The organism is Flavobacterium aquidurense (genome assembly GCF_001404985.1).
GTDB classification, from domain to species: domain Bacteria; phylum Bacteroidota; class Bacteroidia; order Flavobacteriales; family Flavobacteriaceae; genus Flavobacterium; species Flavobacterium aquidurense_B.
The window spans coordinates 195,373-217,668 of sequence record NZ_JRLF01000014.1; the positions used below are offsets into that span (position 1 = coordinate 195,373).

The window sequence follows — 22,296 nt, forward strand, 5'->3', positions numbered from 1 at the left end:
CTAAAATGAACTTATATCACTTATATGGTGAAAAAACTTTTATATAGATCGTTTTTTATAAAAAATCACCTCTAGCAGAACTCACGCTACTAAAGGCAATTTTTCAAACAAAAAACAAAAAAACCTAATTTTTATTAATGCTGTATTGCGATTGGGTAACGCTGGCGAAAGCAGCTTGCAAATCAGCAATTAAATCTTCGATATCTTCAAGTCCTACAGAAAGTCGGACTAAATCTTTTGAAACTCCCGTTTCTAACTGATCTTCATCAGATAATTGTTGGTGCGTTGTACTTGCCGGATGTATAATTAGTGATTTTGTATCACCAATATTGGCCAGAAGCGAGAACAATTTTGTTTGGTCAACTACTTTTTTAGCCGCATCAAAACCACCTTTTAGTCCAAAGGTGATAACACCACTTTGTCCTTTTGGTAAATATTGTTGTGCGAGATCATAATATTTATTGTTTTTTAAACCTGGATAGTTTACCCAAACTACCTCATCTTGTTTTTCCAACCAAGAAGCTAATGCTAATGCATTCTCGCTGTGTTTCTGAATTCGGATTGGTAATGTTTCTAATCCCTGAATAATCTGAAAAGCATTAAACGGACTTAAAGCTGCACCAAAATCACGTAAGCCTTCGATTCTTGCTTTTGCTATGAAAGCTGCATTTCCTAAGGCTTCGTGGTACACTAGTCCGTGATATCCTGCAGAAGGTTCCGTAAATTCAGGAAATTTTCCGTTTGACCAGTCAAAATTTCCTGCATCTATAATAACACCTCCTAATGAAGTTCCGTTGCCTGAAATATATTTGGTTAAAGAGTGAATCACAATATCTGCTCCGTATGCAATTGGATTCAATAAATAAGGAGTAGCTACAGTGTTGTCTACAATAAAAGGTACTTTAAAGTTTTTGGCTTCTGCCGAAATTCCTTTCAGGTCTAATACATCTAATTTTGGGTTTCCTAAAGATTCTACAAAAAAGGCTCTTGTATTTTCTTTGGCTGCTTTAGTGAAATTTTCCGGTTTAGACGGATCTACAAATGTTGTCGTAATACCCAAACGAGGTAAAGTAACGCTTAACAAATTATATGTTCCTCCGTATAAACTGTTCGAAGCCACAATATGATCGCCCGCTTTTAGCAAAGTCAGGAAAGTTGTAGAAATTGCAGATGCTCCTGATGCTGTAACTACAGCTCCAATTCCACCTTCGAGCGCCGCCAGTCGTTGTTCTAAAACATCATTTGTTGGATTATTTAATCGGGTATAAATAAATCCGGCTTCGGCAAGACCAAATAAATTGGCAGCGTGATCTGAATCGTTAAATACATATGATGATGTCTGGTAAATTGGTACAGCTCTGGTTCCTGCGTTTTTAGTAACATCATGTCCTGCGTGTAATGCGTTTGTTGCAAATTTTTGTGTGCTCATAATTTCTTAGTTTTTAGGTATTGTTAATACTTATATATTGATATTGTAATTAATTTTTGAATTGATTTAAACAAAAAATTCTTCTGCTTCTTCTTCAAGATCATACAGATGAAACAGTAATGATTTTTGACTTTTTATTTTTTGCTCTGTATTTATTCTTATAACTTCTGTAGTTATCTCTTCTGATTTATTGTTTTTTTGAGAATCGTTTCTCAATAAATATTCTATTGCAATTGAGTTTAGTGTTTTCATAATTTGAAATTTAAAAATGTTAAAAAAAAAAGCCCTTTCGGATGGCGACCAAAAGGGCTTATAGATCTAACTATAACAAAGATTTTATCTTTTACTTTTGGCAACAACGAATTGGGATGCACATTTGCATCATCTCACAACATATCATCATATTTTTCGCTATTGTTTTCATTTTTATTTTATTTGAATTATTCTTATTTTTAAACTCGACTAATTTGATAGAGTAAATATATAAAGTATTTTTAGATCTACCAAATTAAAAATTGACATTTTACATTATTTTTTTAGAAGCCCTGTAAATACAGGTGTTTCTTTATAAAAAAAGTTAGCCACAGATTAAAATGATTTAAAAAATTTGTGCAAATCAGTTCGATCCATTTAATCTGTGGTTAATTATATTCTGCTTAAAATTTGAAACTTAATCTGGCAAAACCAAATCTTCCGTTTAATCCAAATTGTGACACTGCTCTTGAATAAGCAAACTGATTTGCATTTGTTAAGTCGGCACTAGGCGCAGGAGACAATGTTGGTGTTGTATTAGTAAAGGCCGGAGTAGATGGATTATTTCTATCCGGATATACATCTCCTATATTATTAAAACCAACTGTGAATCTGAATTTCTCGTTGATTTGATATCCAAAAGATAAATCAGTAACTATTTTTGAGCTGTATTCAGGATGTTCGTAAACTGAAGATGATCCGTCAAGATTTACATCTGTTGCTCCGGGATCTGTAACTTTTCCGAAATAGCTGTTTCTTAAATAAATATCCAATTTTTTGATATTGAAAGTTGTCATTAAATTCGCTTTTAATTTAGGAATTGCTTCTTCTAAATAAATACGGCTTGATTCCGGAAAAAATGAATATATATAAGGATCACCACCTGCATCAATAATAGATTGAGGAACATTTAATTTCCCCACTCTTTTTGTTGTATTGTAACTTAAAGCAAAATCATTTCGAATTGTAAAATCCTGAATTACATCATATTTTTGAGAAATTACGACATCAATACCTTTCGTTTCAGAGTTGATTCCGTTGGTCCAGAACGAAGCTCTTTCCACTCCTTTTAAATCAAATGCTTGCTGAAACAATGTCAATGCATCTCTTTGCTTGTCAGATGTTGCACCTGCTATCTGGGCATCAGTTGGTCTTGCATATTGTCCGGTTAATACCACTCTGTCATCGATTCTTGTAAAGTAAGCATCTGTTGCAATGGTAATATTTGCTTCTGGAATCTTGAATGTAAATCCTGTACTGATACTTTTAGATTTTTCAGGTTTCAGACTTTCAACTCCAATACTTTTTGCTGCTTGCGAATCGTTTGTAAAATAACCTACCTGATACGGAGAACCATTTATAAATTGAGTAGAACTTGCTTCAAAATATTTTTGTTGTAATGATGGTGCTCTAAAACCGGTTTGACCTGAAATTCTCCAGTTAATATTATCATTCAATTTTAAAAGAGATGCCAGTTTAAAAATAACTGTACTTCCAAAATCTGAATAATTCTCGTAACGGGCAGCTCCGTTTAAAAGCCAGTTTTTAGTGGCATTCAATTCTAAATCAACATAAGCCGCACCGCTTTTTCGGTCTTTTTCTTTAGCATCTGCTGGCTGAAATCCAGAAAATCCCTGCGCTCCTGCTCCACGTTTGTTGCCAAAAAAGTCAGTCACAATTAACGGTGAATTACTTGGCAGAATTCCTGAAACTAAATTTCCGTTTATATCATACAACCCGTAAGAAGCTTCTTCTCCAGATTTGATCTGATAATTTTCATATCTGAATTCTCCACCAAAAGCAAGGTTTAATCCTTCTAAAACATCCAGCTTTTTACTGAAATCTAAATTGGTCGTACTTTGCAAAAACGAAACTTTACCGGCATCAAAACTGGTACCTGAATTGGTTCCTAAAGTTGCATTGATCGTGTTGTTTACATCATATTTAAAAGAGTTCGTTCCCAGGTTTGTACTAAGATCAGTATCAAAACCAAATAATTCTGTTGTAACTCCAACCGCAGATGAAGCATCTAAAATATCCGATTGTATTTCCGGCAAAAATCCGTTTTCATACACTTGCGTGAAAGTTCCGGAACCATTTGGCAATCTGTTAAACGCATATGATTTACCATTTCTATACGAAACTCCACCAAAAGAGTATAAAGCTGTGGTTTCTGTCAGGGGATATTTAGTATTATAGTACAATTGTCCCGAAGCTAATTCTGACTGACCAACACTCATATTATAATCACTTCTTTCCTGCCCTCTGTAAGCAATTTCGTTATTGGTTACATCAAAATTTAAAGCCGTTTGCATTTGAGCCAATGTAGCTGCAGATGAGATTGCTGTTTGTTGTGCCGGTGTAAAATAACTTACTTGTGGCGCATATTGCTTTAATGAAGTAAGAATTTGTGCAGAATTGGGCGTGTTATTTATATTACTATATAAGGAGTTAATAGCAACTCCATTTTGAGCCGCTCTGTTTTCGACAGCATTATAGGCATTAAAAATAGCATTATTCCTAATTCCGGCTCTGCTCGTGGCTTGTCTTGTTACGGCACTTCCGGTAATATTAAGGAAACTTCCGGCTTTCCCTAAAGAGGTTCCGTAATTTAAATCTACTTGTAAATTTTGACCATCGGCACCACCTTTAAAATTATTAGATCCTGATGATAAATTTGTACCATATTGAATTCCTCCTGAAATATAATTAGCATTCTTTTTTAATACAATATTGATCACTCCCGCAATTGCATCAGAACCATATTGAGCTGCAGCTCCATCACGCAAAACTTCAATTCTTTCGATAGCAAATGACGGGATTGCATTTAAATCTGTTCCTACAGAACCTCTTCCGGGAGATCCGTTTATATTTACCAGAGCACTTGAATGTCTGCGTTTACCATTTACTAATATCAAAACCTGGTCCGGTCCCAAACCTCTTAATTGTGCCGGATCAACGTGATCTGTAGCATCTGCAGTAGATGTTGCATTACTTGTAAAAGAGGGTGCAACATAATTTAAAATCTGCGTAACGCTGGTTTGTGGCGATCCTTTTGTTATATCTGAGATATTAAAAACATCAACCGGAACGGGAACATCTGTTTTTACACGGTTTTTACTTCTGGATCCTACTATTGTTACTTCTGATAATTCATTGTTCTTTAAAGTATCCTGCTCTTTTTTATTATCCTGGGCATAGATTCCGGAAAATGTTAAAAGACCTAATGCTAATACTACATTTTTTTTCATGTGTTCTTCTGATTGATTACTATTTTGATTTGAAAGTGTGGTTTAATACTCTGTTGCTTTTTGAGCAAAAAAAAACCTCTGCAATTAGCAGAGGTTCTATATATATTTTTGAAAAAAATCTACAATAGCGTCTCTGCGGAAGGCTCCGGCATCTTACAAGACATATTGCAAATTGTTGATTTCATCTTTTCTTTTATTTTGATAGGGCAAATTTGCAAACTATTTTTTAATCGACCAAACAAAAGCAGAAATAATTTCTATTACCCTATCAATTTAGTATGTTTGTGTTAAATTTCTACTTATAAAAATAAAAAAAGTTGAACTTTAATTTGCAAATCAAAATGGTTTTATACCTTTGCACCCGAATACAGAGGAAAAATTTGAACTGATTGCAACCTCTTCATAATGAAACGGTTCGTTATGAATGCTGAAAGATTAATTTCAGTAGTAAAAAATGCTAAAGCAGGATACCTCCTTTAGCACTTTCAGCAATTACTTTTCCTCGCTTAATGTTAATTTAATAAATTATTATGGCTTATTTATTTACGTCAGAATCTGTTAGTGAAGGGCATCCAGACAAAGTTGCAGATCAAATTTCGGATGCTTTAATTGATAACTTTCTGGCATTTGATGCTGACTCAAAAGTAGCTTGTGAAACTCTTGTTACAACTGGTCAGGTAATTTTAGCAGGTGAAGTAAAATCGAATACTTATCTTGATGTGCAGCAAATTGCCCGTGAAGTTATCCGTAAAATCGGATATACTAAAAGCGAGTATATGTTTGAAGCAAACTCTTGTGGAATTCTTTCTGCAATTCATGAGCAATCAGCAGATATTAATCAGGGTGTTGACAGAGCTAAGCCAGAAGAGCAAGGTGCTGGAGACCAAGGAATGATGTTTGGTTACGCAACTAACGAAACTGAAAACTACATGCCATTGGCACTTGATTTATCTCATAAATTATTACAGGAATTAGCAATTTTAAGACGTGAAAACAAAGAAATTACTTATTTACGTCCTGATGCAAAATCGCAGGTAACTTTAGAATATAGCGATGATAACAAACCAACTCGTATTGACGCGATTGTAATCTCGACTCAACACGACGATTTTGATGAAGAAGCTACAATGCTGGCTAAAATCAAAAAAGATATTATCGAAATTTTGATTCCAAGAATCATTGCAAAAAATCCAGCTCACGCGCATTTATTCAATGATAAAATCAACTACCATATTAACCCAACAGGAAAATTCGTTATTGGAGGACCTCACGGAGATACTGGTTTAACAGGAAGAAAAATCATTGTAGATACTTACGGTGGAAAAGGTGCTCACGGTGGTGGTGCATTCTCTGGAAAAGATCCTAGTAAAGTAGACAGAAGTGCTGCTTATGCTACACGTCATATCGCTAAAAACTTAGTGGCTGCAGGTGTTGCTGACGAGATTTTAGTTCAGGTTTCTTATGCAATTGGAGTTGCTGAACCAATGGGAATCTTTATTGATACTTACGGAACTTCTAAAGTAAATTTAACTAACGGTGAAATCGCTAAAAAAGTAGAAGCTATCTTTGATATGCGTCCTTACTTTATCGAGCAACGTTTGAAATTAAGAAATCCAATCTATAGCGAAACTGCTGCTTACGGACACATGGGACGTAAACCAGAAGTGGTAACTAAAACTTTCTTTGCTCCTGGAGGACACGAAAAAACAGTTACTGTTGAGTTGTTTACTTGGGAGAAACTTGATTTCGTAGATAAAGTAAAAGCTGAATTTGGATTGTAAATTTAGATTATTGGACTAACTTAGATTATTAGATTTTTTTGACAACTAGTTACTCTTAAACATAAAAAAGAGGCTATCTATTCATTTAGATAGCCTCTTTTATTTTTAATTGATATCGTTTTGTAATATCAAATCTGTGTGTTTATTTTGAACGCGGATGAAACTGATTTACTTCGTAAAGACGCGGATAAAACGGATTTTTTTCTTGGGTTATGTTGTTTCAAAATTTAAAGAATAATTAAATCTGTTTTTATCTGCGTTTTCGCGATAGCGAATCCGTTTTATCCGCGTCTTAATTTCAGCGCTAATAAAATGGTTTTTTATTTTTTTTAAGATTATTCTATCGCTCTAATTGTACGTTTGGTAATGTTTTAGGACGACCTGCATCATTAGATAAAATCCAGCCTGTACGGTACATCCACTCTGTCATTTTATGCAATTTTACGAAATCAATATTTTCAGATTCATCCATTGGGGTGTGATATTGACTGTGCAAAACACTGGTGTAAAAAACAGATGGAATTCCTCTTTTTGCATACGGTAAATGATCTGAACGAAAGTAAAAATACTCAGGATGTTCTGGTCTGTCCCATAATTTATCTAAATCAAATTTAGGCCCTTCGTCATTTGCTCTTTTAGCAATTGCCACTAAATCTGATGAATTTTCATGAGGAGAACTAGAGCCTAAAAGCGCTGCCTGGTTTACATTATTTCTACCAATCATATCTCCGTTTAACACTGCAATAATATCCTTTTCCGGAACTGTTGAGTGTGCTGCATACCATCTTGAACCTAATAAGCCACGCTCTTCTGAACCGTGAAATACAAATAGAGAAGTTCTTTTTCCGGGTTGTTTTTTATACGCTCTTGCAATGGCTAACATAGCGACACAAGTACTTGCGTTATCATCTGCCCCGTTATAGATAGAATCCTTACCGTATTTTTGTCTTACTCCATCGTGATCCTGATGTCCGCTAAAAAGAACATATTCCTTTTTTAATTTAGCATCTGTCCCTTCAATTATTCCTACAACATTCACAGATGGATATTTGTAGGTTTCAGAAATTACTTCTGTAGACAATAAATCTTTAGTGCTTTTAAGATATTCTAACTGATCATTGTGTACCCAAAAAACTGGCATTGTCGCACCAATTTTATCGCGAAAACCTTCTATTCCGTAAATACCTCTTGTCATTTGTGGTTCAACCTGAGACCAGCTTTCTTCAGCCAATGCATCTGCTACCATAATAAGTGCCGTTGCTCCTTTTTTAACTACAAGATCGTAATATTTATTTCTAACAAGGCCTGGATAACGTCTGTCAAACAACGAAATATCATCAGCAATTCCTTCTTTTGAAGCTAGTAAAACAACTGCTTTTCCTTTGATATCTGCTTTTTCGATTTCTTCTTTTGTAGCAGCTCCCAAATATACTAATGATGCATCTACTTTAATATTTGTAGTTTCTGCTACAAGAACATCTTTCCACAATTTATATTCTTTTTGCCCAATTTTAAACTTTGTATTTGGCGTCACCTGATGCCTGTACATATCAAAAAACTGAAAATAAGTTCCGTCATCACCAGCCGGAGCCATTCCTGCTTCTTTTGCTTTATTTGCCAGCCACATTGATACTTTTAACTCATCTAAAGTTCCTGCTTCACGACCGTTAAAATGATCACCAGCCATCTGGTACATATCTGTTTTAAGGTCTTTGTCTGTAATTGCCGAAACGAGAGGTTTTTTAATTGCCTGCGAAAAAACTACTCCTCCATAAGCAATCAAAACGAGGATCATTTTATTTTTCATACGTTTTAATTTAGTATTCCAAACTTAGTAATTTATTGAGAAAAAATCATCCATTTGGTTTTGAAATAGTACTGAAATGTAAAATCAATAAAATGCTGATAACATTTTTTTGTCATTACTATTATTATTTGGTTATCTCTTACAATTTACCTTTCTTAGTACAATATAACTGATTAAAAAATGAGCAGACTTCCTTCTTTACAAAACGTTCTAAACGCAACACTAAAAACGGTTCTCAGATTTCCCCTGGAAAATATAACGGCCATTTTAGGAACTATTTTCGCCATTATCCTTAATGAGAAAAACTATAATGATCCTAATAAAGAGTTTTATGAAAAAGCATTAATGAGTGCTTCTTTATGTCTTGTATTATTTCTTTCTGTTAGTTTGTTTTTCCTGGCCTCAAAAAAGAATACTATTTTACGCTTTATAACCAGTATAATACTTGGAAGCTTTATTGTTCTGTTTGTGTTTAATTTTCATAAGGATATTACAGATCTTGAAATACAACAGTTTTTAGTGCTTAATATCGCTTTGCATTTGTTAGTTTCATTTGCCGGTTTCTTGCCCAGATCATATGATCAGGATGAGTTTTGGGAATTTAACAAACAGCTTTTTCTAAGAATTTTAACCGCTGGATTATATAGTGTTGTACTTTATTGCGGATTATCACTGGCTATTTTGGCAATTGACAAATTATTCAATGTAAAATTTTATGATCACATTTATATTCATATCTTTTTTGTGATTGCCGGGATCTTCAATACTATATTCTTTTTAAACGGAGTTCCTGAAACGAATAACAGCGAGAATCCTTTGATTTTAAAGTATCCTAAAGGGCTTAAAAATTTTACGCAATATGTTTTGTTACCTTTAATAAGCCTTTATCTGGTGATTTTAATTTGTTATGAAGCTAAAATACTTGTTACGCTTTCTTTGCCTGTTGGATGGGTTTCGTATCTTGTTTTGGTATTCGCTATTTTTGGTATTCTGTCTTTTTTATTGGTTCATCCTATTGCGACCGAAACCAACAATCTATGGATGAGAACTTTTAACAGATGGTTTTATTTTTTGTTGATTCCGTTACTGGGACTACTTTTTTGGGCGATTTTATACCGAATCAATCTTTACGGATTTACACATGAACGTTATTATGTTCTTTTATTATCGATATGGCTTTCTGTTATTGTGGGATATTTTTTAATTCGAAAACAGCCTAAAATAAAGTTCATTCCGGTAAGTTTGTGTTTGGCAGGAATGCTTTCTCTTGCTGGTCCGCAAAGTGCTAATTTTATTTCAAAAAACAGTCAATTATCACGATTTGAATCTTACATGAAAAAGTCAAATCAAAAATTGACTTTCGAACAAGAACAAGATTTAAGCAGTATTGTTTCTTTTCTTGAAGATAATTATGGTGTAGAAATAATGGTTCCTTATGCCAAAACAAAACTTGAGACGCTTCTTAAAACAGATAAATTTCCAAGCGATTATGAAATCATGGAAGCTTTAGGATTTGAATATAGATCTCCTTATGATAAAAAAGAAAAAAACAAAGATGAGTTTTATTACTATTATTACGAAAATGATCAAAATAATGTAGAGAACATTCACGGCTATGATATATCCTTTACTCTTTCTTCTTATCAAAACAAATTCGAGTGTAATGATTGTATAAAAATCGAAAACAAAAGCTATTCAATTCAATCTCATGATAAAGACTACGGTTTAGATCTTCAAATTAATCAAGACAATATTCCAATACAAATCAATGATTTTGTAAATAAAAATGCAGATTTTAAAGAGAACTATAATGCAAATAAAAAAATAACTCAGGAAGTAGAGACTCCAAAATATAAAATTATGATTACCTATCTTAATGCGAATGGGAAAATCAAAAACAATAAAAAGATATTAAACAACTACAACATAAAAGTGCTGATAAAAATTAAGAACTAAAAAAAAGCCTTTGAAATATTTCAAAGGCTTTCTAATTTTAATATGTTCCGTTTTCCATTTTACTTAATGTTTCGCGAATCTCTGTAGCGGTTTCTTCTTCTACATAATCCGTTAAATATTTAACTGCGAGAGTCTGCGTTTGAATGGCTTTTTCTTTTTGTCCGTCTTTATAATACAATTGTGCTAATGTATCTAAATAATAAGGATTGTTTTTAGTGACAACCAAACTATATTCTGACCATGTAATAGCTGATTTTAAAAATCCTAAATTACCAGGTTTAGAGACTACTGTCCATGCTGCCGAATTGCATAGGTTTGAATGGTATTCTTTAAAGGCGTTCCATCCGTTATAGGCATAATCAGAAGTAGGATCCATTGAAGTAAACATAGTATCTAATCTTTCGATAACACTTCCTTTATCTGTAGCCAGATTGGTATTGAAATAAGTACCAAACTCTTTTAAATAATTTGTATTTGAACCGTCTTTATCTTCTACCTCAGCTAAATAAGTAAAATAATTTTGATAACATTCAAAGTTTCCTTTTCCTGCGGCGATTAGTTTTTTATAGACTGAAATTGTTTTACTTTCATTTTTTTCTGCTGCAATATCATTTTCTGCAACATATTTATTTTGCTGTAAAGCTGCTGCAATCTCTGTGTTCAAACTTCCTATTATATGCGTTTCTCCTTCTTTAGCAGTAAAAGCTGTACGTTCTGCGTCGATCGCATCATAATGTTTTATCAGATAATCTATGGCAAGAAAATCAGTATCATTTAAAACCTTGTCTTCTTTAAAAAATTGTTTTGAGAATCCTTGATTTTTAATTTCTTTCAAAATAGTTTCTGCCAGATACAGGTTTGGTTTTGTATCTTTTTGATGTGTCTCAATTAGTTTTTTCCAGATTTGGGCAACCTCTTTTTTATCTAAAGCTGTATGTACAAATTTAAATTCAGCAGCATTATCATCTGTTGTTACTGTATAATCTGTGTCGTAATCATAAGGTATTTCAAGAATTGCAACTTTATTAAAAGCCTGAATTAAATCAGTGTCTGTAGCTTTTTTATTTTTTACTGTTTTACTAAAAGCAGCTAGTCCATCTATTCTTTGTAGTTTTTTGTACAAACCGTCATAATAACTTAACTGATATTGTTTTTCTGTTAGATTCGATTTTGCAGTTGCTAAAATTTCTCCATTACCATTTAAAATAATTACACTTTGAGTATCAGCAATTTTATTCGTTTTGAGCCATTTTTTATCATCAGCATTCGCCAGATAAAAATTATACAAATCATATTCAGGATTGTATCCCTCATACATATTATAGCTAACCTGTGATTCCTGATTTTTGATAAAAGTATCAAAATCAACTTTCGCCGAAGTATTTTTACCATCAACTGCCATTACTAAAAATTTATTCTTAGCATTTTTTGTCGATGCAAGAGCACTTTTTAAATTATCTTCAATCTTAAACTTAAAATCAAAATTTGTTGATGGATAAGATTCTACTGCAACAGCTGTAGAATCACTTGCCAATCCAAAATCCTCTGTTACTAAAGGTTCTTTTCCTGCATAAGTCCAATTTACGACTGTCTTATTTTCCAGCGGAACTACTTTTGAAACCTTTTCCGGCTGTACATCTTTTGCATTACGAAAAACCAAGGGATCTTTTCCTGACTGCTCTGAAATCATCAGTTCATTTGATTTCTGATTAAAAAAACCTTTAATATTTAAATCCCCTAAAACCTGAGGCTGGTATTTAATTGTAACTTCGGAAACATCTTTTGGCAAAGCAAATTTAGATACTTTGCTATTTCCTCCATATTCTTCGTAAACCAGGTATAAATAATCTGCACGATCGATTTCAAAATCTACGTCAAGTTTATCGCCTTCAGGATTTACTTTATCTCTAATATCTGACAATCTTTGATATTGAACATCCCCGGAACCGGTTTGTGTACCCAGATAGAAAGAATAATAGTAGACAGCATCTGAGAACTTTACTTTTACTTTTTTTGCTTTTTTATCATTTTTAAACGTCAGATCAAAAGCGCTTTCGGCTTTTACACTTGGAATAAACAATAATGAATCGCCTTTAACTTCATAGTTACCTGAATAAAAAACCAATTCGTATTTATTATCATCTAATAAATTTAGCTTGATCTTCTGACCTTTGTTTGTAGACAGATAAGATCCTTTTTCAATATTTTTTGTTTGAGAAAAAGAAACAGATATTAAACAAAAGAACGCTGAGAAACTCCATATAAAATTACGCATGCTTAAAATTTTAGTTGTTACTATTTAAAACAAAGATATTTCTTTCTTATTTAAAAAAAGTATCAAAAACATAACGCATTGTAATTAAAATACTATAAATTATATTTCATCGAAAATATGATGTATCTAGGCTGTACAGTGTATTGCGAAACTCGGGTAGAAAACTGCGAGAAGCTGTCATCGTTGAGGTACTTGGTATTTAATAAATTTGTGGCTGCTATTTTATATTCCCATTTGCTGTCTTTTTTTTGATAAATTAAACTGGCGCTTAAAAAATCATATTCATTATCGACTGACTTATTCCCATTATAATAATGATAAAACTCATACTCAGAAACAAACGAAAAACTGTTGAGAAAATAATAATCTAATCTTGCAAAAGGTTTATCTGTATAATAAGTTGAGCCGCTGTATTTGTTAATCAGCGCATTATAACCAAATTCCAAATTCGGGAAATTTTTATAATTTGTTGAAGCTTTTACGGTATAACTTTGACTAAAACTTTCTGTAGTTGCCAAAACATTATTCTGGATATTATTAAATTTAGACCAATTGAAAGTCGCATTTACTGATGCTTTATAATTCTTTAAAAAAGAACGTCCATAATTTCCCATTCCGGTAAAAGTTTCATCGGCTAAATTTGAATTATAAGGCGTTGACGATTGATTAATACCATCAAAATCTGCTTTTGTTTTAATAGCATCAACTTTTTTGGTATATGTTGCGTTAGCAAAAATATTTTCAAAATTGAACATATTATACTTAAAATAGCGCAATGAATGTACTTGCGAAGTAGCGTTTTCCAGTAAGCGATTTCCCCGAAACAAACTACTGTAATCTGATAAAACAAACCCCGAAGCCAATTGATTAATATCTGTAAAATCATTTGACAAAGAGAAATTATAGGTTAGTGTTTCTGACTTTTTTATTTGATATAAAGCGAAAAAATCAGGCAGCACTTTCATAAAACTCTGAGAATAATCAGTTCCTGATTGTGTATTTTTCATAGTATAGGAATGTACACTAACACCTGGTGTCAAAGTAAATTTTCCTGCTAAAATTTTATAATGAAACCCTAAAAACACATCATTGAAATTATAGTTTACCTGATTGTTATTTTCAGCACTATTCAGGTCATTTTTATCTCCATTATCCAAAATCTGAAAAATATGCGAATTAAAATCCTGATACGAGAATGTGTTTCCAAGTGTAATATTGATATTGCTTTTTGGTGTCACCATATAATAGTAATCCAATTTAGCATCTAATTTATTAGTTTTTACATATCGATCCTGATTAAGGTCATTTCTGTCTTGTCCTGAAATATAGCCCGAAAAATCAAAAGGCTGTGTACGTAAATTGGCATTATAAAAGGGGTTTTCATCCTGATACAAATGCTGCATTTCAAAGGCAAAAATATTCTTGTCGCTTTGTGTATAATACAAACTCAGATTTTGATTTATAGATGTTGGATCTTGTTTTTTATTGGTCAAAATGGTTTCTAATGATGAAACATCGCTTACAACTGATTCTCGCAATAATTCTGTATCTTCATTTTGTTTGGAGAGTTTCGTTAAAATATCATAATCAAACTGAAACTTATCGTTTGGTTTATAAGTAGAACTTAGTTTAAAAAGGCCTAAATTATTTTTTTGATGTGTTAATTCATCTCTTTTTTGCTCATCTCCGGAATCTAAAATTGTTGTTTGCGACTTTGTTTCAAGATCTGTTTTTGAGGTCGATAATATTCCGAAACCACTAATATTCCATTTTTTGGTGATGGAATAAGCAAAATTTGTTGCTCCAAATTTCGTTTCAATTTCTTTTGCGCGGTTGTTTCTTAAAACCGAAATTCCCAAATCGTTTGAGGAGACATTAAAATTACTCCCACCCTTCTTCATCATGTTTTTAAATCCGCCTGTAAATTTAAAATAATCCTGGGCCGTTAATGGTAATTCTCCTATGTTGTTAAAATTTGTAATTAAATTAATGCTGTACTTAGGACTGTAATAAAATAGTTTGGGATTAATAATGTATCTGCTATCCAGTTCTCCAACACCAGTTCCCGCGGTTACATCGCCAAACCAAAAGTTCTTTTTACCTTCTTTCAGCTTTATGTTCATTGCAACATTGTCCTGATCATTTTCTAAACCTTTTAAAGCTCCAACTTCATTATAATTTCTCAAAACCTGAATTTTATCAATTGCATCTGCAGGAATATTTTTAACGCCAAGTTTGGTATCTCCATCAAAAAAGTCTTTTCCTTCAACCATTAATTTACTGACTTTTTTACCTTCGACTTCAATTTCTCCATCGGCATTTACCTCAACTCCCGGAAGCTTTTTAAGTACATCTTCCAGCTTTTTTTCGGTTCCGGATTTAAACGAATCTGCATTATAAACAATAGTATCGCCTTTTATAGAAACAGGCATTTCACGAACAATTTCAACACCTTCGAGTTCGATTCCTGCATCATCCATAACAATGTTCTGAACGATATTTGTATTTTGCGTTGACAAAGCAATTTCTTTCGATTTCATACCCAGATAACTCACTTTAATCGAGTAAGACGTATTGGGCTTTAATGTGAGTTGAAATTTTCCTTTATCATTTGTAATTCCGTAAGAATCCATTGCTTTTGTAGCATTATTAACTGCCATGATATTGGCCATTTCTAACGGATTTTTTTGTTCGTCCTGAATAAAACCATCAAAACGAACACTTTGTGAAAAACATATGGAGGTAAACAGAAAAACCAGGATAAAGAGAGTCTTGTTCATTATAAAAATGATTAGAATAAATAAAAAAAAACTTAGAATTGATGTTTATCTTCCCATCATTGGCGGTGGTCCTCCGGCGCGGCCACGATTCATTTCTCTAAATTCTTCCATTTTTTTAATTACGGTTTCGTCGTACTCTTTTTGAGAAATTACTTTTCCTTTTTTAGCAGGTTTTATCTCGACTTTATCTTTAGCATTCAAAACAATTTTAGAGCACAAAATTGTTGTTCTTCCATCATTTACTTCTAATATTAAACCCGGCAGTCCCCAATAATTTTCAGGACCTTGATTTACAGGAATCTCTGGCGAATACCAAGCTGTGATTGTAATTTCTTTTGGCATTTCAAAATTATCCTCAAAGTTGGTTTTTGTTTCTCCCGAAGTTTTCTTTGCATCCTCTTTTTTGTCTTCAGGTTTTTTATCGTCGTTGTTTTTTGGTCTGAAATTTCTAAAATCAGTTTTACTGGCTTCTTTCACCGCAGTTGCCTTGTAGCAGGTATATCCACCTATTTGTTTGGTTTCAGATTCCATTTTCCAGTTCAGTTTTGGTAAAGAATCTATAACCAGAAATTCTTTTCCCATAAATTCCTTATCAACTGTATATGATTTCGTTTTTACATCTTTATAGAAAGTTCCGCCGCCGCCCATGAACGAATTCATCATAATACGCATTCCGCCGCCTTGCTGTCCCGGAGCTTCTAATTTTTCTTCTTCTTTGTAAATAGAGGCCGATTTGTCAAAATTCAGAATAAAAGTTTTTTCCAGCATTTTTTTCATTCGCTCTTCCATGTTTTTTTGCATCTCAGGAGTAATATCACGATTACCCCGCATACCTTCAAATTTTGGAGCTTGCGTTTTTGACTCATAAACAGCCATTCCCTGAAAATCTTTTTGAGCTTGCATCTGAGTAAATACAAGCATTAAGGATATATAATAGATTACTTTTTTCATTGTGTTTTCTTTAAATTGGAGTAAATCCGATAAAATGTATATTCAAATGTATTATTTATTTTAAAATACCGAAAGTTAAATATATCAATACCTGTAAGATATAGACAAAACCGACTATTACTTAGACTATTAAGACATAATGAGGTTTAAGCACGAAATCTCTAATTATTTAAGTATTCTTATTCTCGTTTTTTGTAATTTGGCTCTTTAGAAATTACTATTATGAGCAAAACGGTGCATTTTTTTTTAAACCTTCTTTTCATCGCCTGCTCTTTTTCAGCTGTATTTTCACAAAATCCAAAAATAAAAACCAGCTTGATTTCTCATTCTGCAATTGATGCTGATGAGTTTTCAGGATATGATTCTTTTGGATATTGGTACCAGATTAAAAATAATGTTTTTAGTAAAGTTAAGGACAAAGAAGTATTTGAATATAAGAATGTTTCCCTGGGACAAATCACAAAAGTCGATTTACAAAATCCGCTTAAAATTGTATTGTTTTACGAAGATTTTAATACTGTCGTTTTATTAGACAATCAACTGAATAAAATTACAGAGATTAATTTTTCTCTTAACAATACGCCAATTGTTGCTTCAGCGATTGGAATGTCTACACAGAATCAGTTATGGATTTATAATGCATTAAACCAGCAAATTAGTCTTTTTGATTATTTAAAAAATGAGTACAAAACAGTTTCTACTCCATTAGTAGAATCCATAAAACATTACCAAACAGACTTTAATACATTTTATTGGATCGATAAAAAAAACAACTGGTTTTCCTGTGATATTTTCGGAAAAACAACTGCTTTAGGAAAAGTACCTGATTTTGATGAAATAGAGATTATTAACAATCATCAATATCTTTACAGGAATGCTAATTTGTTGTATTTTAAAGACATTGCAAGTACAAATTCTAATGCATTTTCAGAAATTGAAATTTTAGAAAAATCGTTTGACAAATTCTGCTACAAAGACCAAATTTTATCTATTTTTACAGCTAAAGAAATAACAAATTATAAAATCGTAACACCGTAATGCACATAGCAATAGCAGGAAATATAGGAGCAGGTAAAACAACTTTAACTAAATTATTAGCGAAACATTTTAAATGGGAACCTCATTACGAAGATGTAGTTGATAATCCGTATTTAGATGATTTTTACCATCAAATGGAGCGCTGGTCGTTTAATTTGCAGATTTATTTCCTGAACAGTCGTTTTCGTCAGGTATTGCAAATTCGCGAAAGTGGAAAGAAAATTATTCAGGACAGAACGATTTATGAAGATGCTTATATTTTTGCTCCCAACTTATATTCAATGGGATTAATGACAAGCCGTGATTTCGAAAACTATACTTCGCTTTTTGAGTTAATGGAATCATTGGTAAAAGCTCCTGATTTATTAATTTATTTAAGAAGTTCTATTCCTAATTTAGTGGGACAAATTCACAAACGCGGACGTGATTACGAAAACTCTATTTCTATTGATTATTTAAGCCGTTTGAACGAAAGATATGAAGCTTGGGTTCAGACTTACACAAAAGGAAAACTATTGATTATTGACGTCGACAATATAAATTTTGTTGATAATCCGGAAGATTTAGGAAACATCATTAATAGAATTGATGCTGAATTGAACGGGTTGTTTTAAAAATACTAATTTCACAATTTACTCAAATAAAAAAATGCCTCTAAATAATTTTAAAGGCATTTTATTTAAAAACTCAATTACTTGTAATTATTTTCTTATTTTTATTCAGATTTGAAATAATTTCCCTTATTGGGAAAAATTAAGTATATTTGTCAAAGTTAATTATGAGAGTCATAGCAAAAAAAACACTGCAAAATTTTTGGGAGAAATTTCCAAATTCAAAACAACAGTTATTATCATGGTATCAGGTTTTTGACAAAAATAATTTTGATAACTCAAATGCGGTAAAAGCTGTTTTTGGTTCTGCAGATTTTATAGGAAACAATAAAGTTATATTTAATATATGCGGAAACCATTATCGATTAATTGTAAAAATTAATTATACTACACAAATTGTCTATATTTTATTTGTTGGAACTCACAGTGAATATGATAATTTAAAAAATATTAAGACTTTATAATATGGAAATAAAACCTATAAAAACAGAAAAAGATTATGACCTAGCTTTAGAAAGAGTAAATGCTCTTTTTGACGCCGAGCCTAATACAGTTGAAGCTGACGAATTAGATATTTTAGTAACACTGATTGAGAAATATGAGCAAATACATTATCCAATTCCTGAACCTGATCCAATCGAAGCTATCAAATTTATGATGGAGCAAAATGGACTTACGCCCACAGATTTAGGTATTCTTTTAAATAGTCGTTCAAGAGTTTCAGAAATTTTTAAACGAAAAAGAGCTTTAACAATAACACAGATTAGAGTTTTAAATGAAAAACTACATATTCCTGCCGAAACCTTAATCAAGGAATACGCTTTAAATAAATAAAAAAATGCCTCTAAAAATTTAGAGGCATTTTTTATTTCTAAAACTTTGACAAAGCTATCCAGTTATGCTTTATTTCGCTGCTTCAATTTTTGCTTTTACTTCAGCTTCTGTACCTTCATAAACTTCGGTGGTTGTTTTACCATTTTCTGTTTTTGTCACAGTTCCGGTTGTAACTCCGTTTACTGTTGATAAATTAACCTCAAGTCTGTTTTTGCTGTATTTCGTTGTATCAAAACAATCTGTTCTCTGGTTGTTTACATATTTTCCGTTTGCATCATAATGCGCCAAACATTTTGCAGTTTCTTCGGCAGTGCAGCCTTTTTCTTTGCACATTTTTATGCACTCTTCTTTTGTCATCATCGAAAGGTCACCACATTTAGAAACTGCTCCGGCGTGCATTTCGGTTTTAGCACAACACGAGCCTTTTTCAGCTAAACCTGAAGTGGAATGTCCTTCTCCTAAAATAGGCGCAATTACCAAACCAATCAAACAAGTTAATTTGATAAGGATATTCATTGATGGTCCTGAAGTATCTTTAAACGGATCTCCAACTGTATCTCCCGTTACGGCAGCTTTGTGTGCATCAGAACCTTTATAAGTCATTTCGCCATTGATTAATACTCCTGCCTCAAAAGATTTTTTAGCGTTGTCCCATGCTCCTCCTGCATTATTTTGAAAAACTGCCCAAAGTACTCCTGAAACGGTAACTCCAGCCATGTATCCTCCTAACATTTCAGCAATTAACTGGTTGTTATCTGCATAAACTAATTTTCCTAATATTACAATTGCAATCGGAAAACCAATCGTTAATATTCCCGGCAGCATCATTTCGCGTAAAGCGGCTTTTGTTGAAATTTCAACACATTTTCCGTATTCCGGTTTTCCGGTTCCTTCCATAATTCCGGGAATTTCCTTAAACTGACGACGTACTTCGTAAACCATATCCATCGCGGCTTTTCCAACAGAATTCATAGCCAAAGCCGAGAAAACTACCGGAATCATTCCGCCCACAAATAACATGGCTAAAACTGGCGCTTTAAATATATTGATTCCGTCAATTCCTGTAAAAGTTACATAGGCTGCGAATAAAGCTAATGAAGTTAAAGCTGCAGAGGCAATTGCAAAACCTTTTCCGGTTGCTGCAGTTGTATTTCCTACTGAATCTAAAATATCTGTTCTGGTACGAACTTCTTTTGGTAATTCGCTCATTTCAGCAATTCCTCCGGCATTATCGGATATTGGTCCAAAAGCATCAATAGCCAATTGCATAGCAGTAGTTGCCATCATTGCAGAAGCTGCCAGCGCCACTCCATAAAAACCTGCTAATGCATAAGAAATCCAGATCGCCGCTGCAAATAATAATACAGTTGGAAACGTAGAAATCATTCCTGTTGCTAAACCTGCAATAACATTTGTTCCTGCTCCTGTAGAAGATTTTTGTACAATTGCCATAACAGGTTTTGTACCTAATCCTGTATAATATTCTGTAACTGACGAAATAGCGCCACCAACAACTAAACCGACTAAGGTTGCATAAAAAACCCTCATTGATGAAATATCTTTAGAACCTTCGCCAAAAAAGCTCATTTGCATGGTTTCCGGCAACATATAACGTACTAAAAAGAAACACGCAATTGCTGTTAGAACAATCGAAACCCAGTTTCCTATATTTAATGCTTTTTGTACCTGGGCTTCTTTTGCATTGTCATCGGTAATTTTTACCAGTGTTGTTCCAATAATCGAAAATAAGATTCCGAAACCGGCAATTGCCATTGGGAGTAAAATTGGGCCAATACCTCCAAAAATATCCTGAATATTTCCACCCATATCTTTGATCACGTAATTTCCTAAAACCATTGCTGCCAAAACAGTTGCTACATACGAACCAAATAAATCAGCTCCCATACCTGCAACGTCTCCAACATTATCTCCTACGTTATCTGCAATTGTAGCAGGATTACGAGGATCATCTTCCGGAATTCCGGCTTCGACTTTACCTACTAAATCCGCACCAACGTCAGCCGCTTTTGTATAGATTCCGCCTCCAACTCTTGCAAACAGTGCGATAGATTCTGCTCCCAGTGAAAACCCTGCTAAAGTCTCTAAAACTTTAGTCATATCATCTGATGAAGTCCAAACCCCATTCATGAATATTTGAAAGAAAACAATAAAAAAACCTGTTAATCCTAAAACTGCCAGACCTGCAACACCCAAACCCATTACGGTACCACCACCAAAAGAAACCTTTAAGGCTTGTGGCAAACTTGTACGGGCAGCCTGAGTTGTTCTGACATTTGTTTTAGTGGCTATTTTCATTCCCATGTTTCCGGCTAAAGCAGAGAAAAATGCACCAAAAATAAATGCCACCACTATTAATATATGTGTAGTAGGAACGATAAAAGATATTCCGGCTAAAACTAAACTGGCTCCAATTACAAAAAAAGTCAGTAATCGGTATTCCGCTTTTAAAAATGCCAGGGCGCCTTCATAAATGTGATCAGAGATCTCTTTCATCTTGCCATCGCCAGCATCCTGTTTTAAAACCCAAGTCCTTTTTATTCCCATGAAAAGTAATCCTATAATTGCCATGACAATTGGCAAGTAAATCATAAATTCGTTCATAATATTTTAATGGTTATTGGTTAATATTCAATAAACTAACTAAAACGAATTTAAACAAAAAAGCAATACTCCTGACGATAGTATTGCTTTTTTTATAATAAAATAGGGTATAAATTATTTAATACTAAATAATCCTTCCGGTTTGTTTTCAATATCGTTAAAACGTTTTGTACACTCAGCAATAATTGCAAAAGCTTCGTTTACGTCTCCCCATCCTTCTACATCTACTTTTTTATTTTCAAGATCTTTATAAACCTGAAAGAAATGCTCAATTTCTTTTACTAAGTGTGGGTTCATATCTGAAAGATCTGTCAAAGAGTTCCAGATTGGATCTGAAACAGGTACACAAATAATTTTTTCATCCGGTCCTTTATCATCTGCCATATGGAAAACACCAATTGGTTTTACTTCCATAACACATCCTGGAAAAGTTGGTTCGTTTACCAAAACCAATACATCAAGAGGATCTCCGTCAAGTGCCAAAGTTTCAGGAATAAATCCGTAATCAGCAGGATACATCATTGAAGAGAATAACATTCTGTCAAAACGCATTCTTTTGATTTCAAAATCGTACTCGTATTTATTTCTACTTCCACGTGGTATTTCGATTAATACATCGAAAGTTGTTAGTTTGTCTGCGGTCATTTTCGTTTTTTATTATTTCTATAATTTCGATTGCAAAAGTAACTAAAGAATCCTTTTTTGCAAT

At 33.0% G+C, this 22,296-nt stretch carries 15 protein-coding genes; 6 read left to right on the top strand and 9 right to left on the bottom strand.

The annotated features are described in order from the left end of the window. Window positions 1-124: 124 nt before the first annotated feature. The 3 genes from RC62_RS16365 to RC62_RS16375 form a co-directional block, all read right to left on the bottom strand. Window positions 125-1,429 carry an O-acetylhomoserine aminocarboxypropyltransferase/cysteine synthase family protein gene (locus tag RC62_RS16365; protein ID WP_055097128.1) on the bottom strand — a complete coding sequence of 435 codons (1,305 nt, stop codon included), beginning with the start codon at window positions 1,427-1,429 and terminating at the stop codon, window positions 125-127. A gap of 66 nt (window positions 1,430-1,495) precedes the next feature. After that, window positions 1,496-1,681 carry a hypothetical protein gene (locus RC62_RS16370; RefSeq protein WP_055097131.1) on the bottom strand — a complete coding sequence of 62 codons (186 nt, stop codon included), beginning with the start codon at window positions 1,679-1,681 and terminating at the stop codon, window positions 1,496-1,498. Between the two features lie 404 nt (window positions 1,682-2,085). Continuing rightward, window positions 2,086-4,932, bottom strand: a complete 2,847-nt coding sequence (locus RC62_RS16375) for a TonB-dependent receptor plug domain-containing protein (RefSeq protein ID WP_055097133.1) — start codon at window positions 4,930-4,932, stop codon at window positions 2,086-2,088. Window positions 4,933-5,462: 530 nt separating this feature from the next. Between RC62_RS16375 and metK the strand changes: the two genes are divergently transcribed. After that, entirely contained in the window at window positions 5,463-6,713 is a 1,251-nt protein-coding gene (metK, locus tag RC62_RS16380; RefSeq protein WP_055097134.1) for a methionine adenosyltransferase, read from the top strand. A 340-nt stretch (window positions 6,714-7,053) separates the two neighbouring features. Here the strand turns inward: metK and RC62_RS16385 are convergent, their stop codons facing one another. Then, window positions 7,054-8,520, bottom strand: coding sequence for a M28 family metallopeptidase (locus RC62_RS16385; protein ID WP_055097137.1), 1,467 nt, complete (start codon window positions 8,518-8,520; stop codon window positions 7,054-7,056). Window positions 8,521-8,700: 180 nt separating this feature from the next. On the opposite strand from RC62_RS16385, the gene RC62_RS16390 reads away from it, so the two are divergent. Then, window positions 8,701-10,476, top strand: a complete 1,776-nt coding sequence (locus tag RC62_RS16390) for a DUF4153 domain-containing protein (RefSeq protein ID WP_055097139.1) — start codon at window positions 8,701-8,703, stop codon at window positions 10,474-10,476. Between the two features lie 37 nt (window positions 10,477-10,513). Here RC62_RS16390 and RC62_RS16395 read toward each other — a convergent pair whose 3' ends face one another. From RC62_RS16395 to RC62_RS16405, 3 genes are all read right to left on the bottom strand, one after another. Next, a complete protein-coding gene (locus RC62_RS16395; RefSeq protein ID WP_055097141.1) occupies window positions 10,514-12,751 on the bottom strand; it encodes a hypothetical protein in 2,238 nt (745 codons plus the stop codon). Window positions 12,752-12,843: 92 nt separating this feature from the next. Beyond that, a complete protein-coding gene (locus RC62_RS16400) occupies window positions 12,844-15,531 on the bottom strand; it encodes a carboxypeptidase-like regulatory domain-containing protein (protein ID WP_055097143.1) in 2,688 nt (895 codons plus the stop codon). A 45-nt stretch (window positions 15,532-15,576) separates the two neighbouring features. Beyond that, window positions 15,577-16,482, bottom strand: coding sequence for a GLPGLI family protein (locus RC62_RS16405; RefSeq protein WP_055097145.1), 906 nt, complete (start codon window positions 16,480-16,482; stop codon window positions 15,577-15,579). A 222-nt stretch (window positions 16,483-16,704) separates the two neighbouring features. On the opposite strand from RC62_RS16405, the gene RC62_RS16410 reads away from it, so the two are divergent. The 4 genes from RC62_RS16410 (at window position 16,705) to RC62_RS16425 (ending at window position 18,965) form a co-directional block, all read left to right on the top strand. After that, window positions 16,705-17,520 (top strand): hypothetical protein, encoded by an 816-nt coding sequence (locus RC62_RS16410; protein ID WP_055097148.1) that lies wholly within the window; start codon window positions 16,705-16,707, stop codon window positions 17,518-17,520. Further along, window positions 17,520-18,134 carry a deoxynucleoside kinase gene (locus RC62_RS16415; RefSeq protein WP_041516522.1) on the top strand — a complete coding sequence of 205 codons (615 nt, stop codon included), beginning with the start codon at window positions 17,520-17,522 and terminating at the stop codon, window positions 18,132-18,134. The genes RC62_RS16410 and RC62_RS16415 overlap by 1 nt, the downstream gene beginning before the upstream one ends. Before the next feature lie 164 nt (window positions 18,135-18,298). Beyond that, window positions 18,299-18,595, top strand: coding sequence for a type II toxin-antitoxin system HigB family toxin (locus tag RC62_RS16420; RefSeq protein WP_055097151.1), 297 nt, complete (start codon window positions 18,299-18,301; stop codon window positions 18,593-18,595). A gap of 1 nt (window position 18,596) precedes the next feature. Further along, on the top strand, window positions 18,597-18,965 hold the full coding sequence (locus RC62_RS16425) for a type II toxin-antitoxin system HigA family antitoxin (RefSeq protein ID WP_055097153.1): 369 nt from the start codon (window positions 18,597-18,599) through the stop codon (window positions 18,963-18,965). A 69-nt stretch (window positions 18,966-19,034) separates the two neighbouring features. Here the strand turns inward: RC62_RS16425 and RC62_RS16430 are convergent, their stop codons facing one another. Together RC62_RS16430 and RC62_RS16435 are read right to left on the bottom strand one after the other, a co-directional pair. Beyond that, window positions 19,035-21,587: a sodium-translocating pyrophosphatase gene (locus tag RC62_RS16430; protein WP_055097156.1), complete on the bottom strand. Its 2,553-nt coding sequence runs from the start codon at window positions 21,585-21,587 to the stop codon at window positions 19,035-19,037. A 114-nt stretch (window positions 21,588-21,701) separates the two neighbouring features. Further along, window positions 21,702-22,232 carry an inorganic diphosphatase gene (locus RC62_RS16435; protein ID WP_055097158.1) on the bottom strand — a complete coding sequence of 177 codons (531 nt, stop codon included), beginning with the start codon at window positions 22,230-22,232 and terminating at the stop codon, window positions 21,702-21,704. Window positions 22,233-22,296 lie beyond the last annotated feature (64 nt).

Bases quoted from the DNA above. Each gene is read 5' to 3' on its own strand.
- RC62_RS16365 (WP_055097128.1), bottom strand. From the start codon at position 1,429: ATGAGCACACAAAAATTTGCAACAAACGCATTACACGCAGGACATGAT.
- RC62_RS16370 (WP_055097131.1), bottom strand. From the start codon at position 1,681: ATGAAAACACTAAACTCAATTGCAATAGAATATTTATTGAGAAACGAT.
- RC62_RS16375 (WP_055097133.1), bottom strand. From the start codon at position 4,932: ATGAAAAAAAATGTAGTATTAGCATTAGGTCTTTTAACATTTTCCGGA.
- metK (WP_055097134.1), top strand. From the start codon at position 5,463: ATGGCTTATTTATTTACGTCAGAATCTGTTAGTGAAGGGCATCCAGAC.
- RC62_RS16385 (WP_055097137.1), bottom strand. From the start codon at position 8,520: ATGAAAAATAAAATGATCCTCGTTTTGATTGCTTATGGAGGAGTAGTT.
- RC62_RS16390 (WP_055097139.1), top strand. From the start codon at position 8,701: ATGAGCAGACTTCCTTCTTTACAAAACGTTCTAAACGCAACACTAAAA.
- RC62_RS16395 (WP_055097141.1), bottom strand. From the start codon at position 12,751: ATGCGTAATTTTATATGGAGTTTCTCAGCGTTCTTTTGTTTAATATCT.
- RC62_RS16400 (WP_055097143.1), bottom strand. From the start codon at position 15,531: ATGAACAAGACTCTCTTTATCCTGGTTTTTCTGTTTACCTCCATATGT.
- RC62_RS16405 (WP_055097145.1), bottom strand. From the start codon at position 16,482: ATGAAAAAAGTAATCTATTATATATCCTTAATGCTTGTATTTACTCAG.
- RC62_RS16410 (WP_055097148.1), top strand. From the start codon at position 16,705: ATGAGCAAAACGGTGCATTTTTTTTTAAACCTTCTTTTCATCGCCTGC.
- RC62_RS16415 (WP_041516522.1), top strand. From the start codon at position 17,520: ATGCACATAGCAATAGCAGGAAATATAGGAGCAGGTAAAACAACTTTA.
- RC62_RS16420 (WP_055097151.1), top strand. From the start codon at position 18,299: ATGAGAGTCATAGCAAAAAAAACACTGCAAAATTTTTGGGAGAAATTT.
- RC62_RS16425 (WP_055097153.1), top strand. From the start codon at position 18,597: ATGGAAATAAAACCTATAAAAACAGAAAAAGATTATGACCTAGCTTTA.
- RC62_RS16430 (WP_055097156.1), bottom strand. From the start codon at position 21,587: ATGAACGAATTTATGATTTACTTGCCAATTGTCATGGCAATTATAGGA.
- RC62_RS16435 (WP_055097158.1), bottom strand. From the start codon at position 22,232: ATGACCGCAGACAAACTAACAACTTTCGATGTATTAATCGAAATACCA.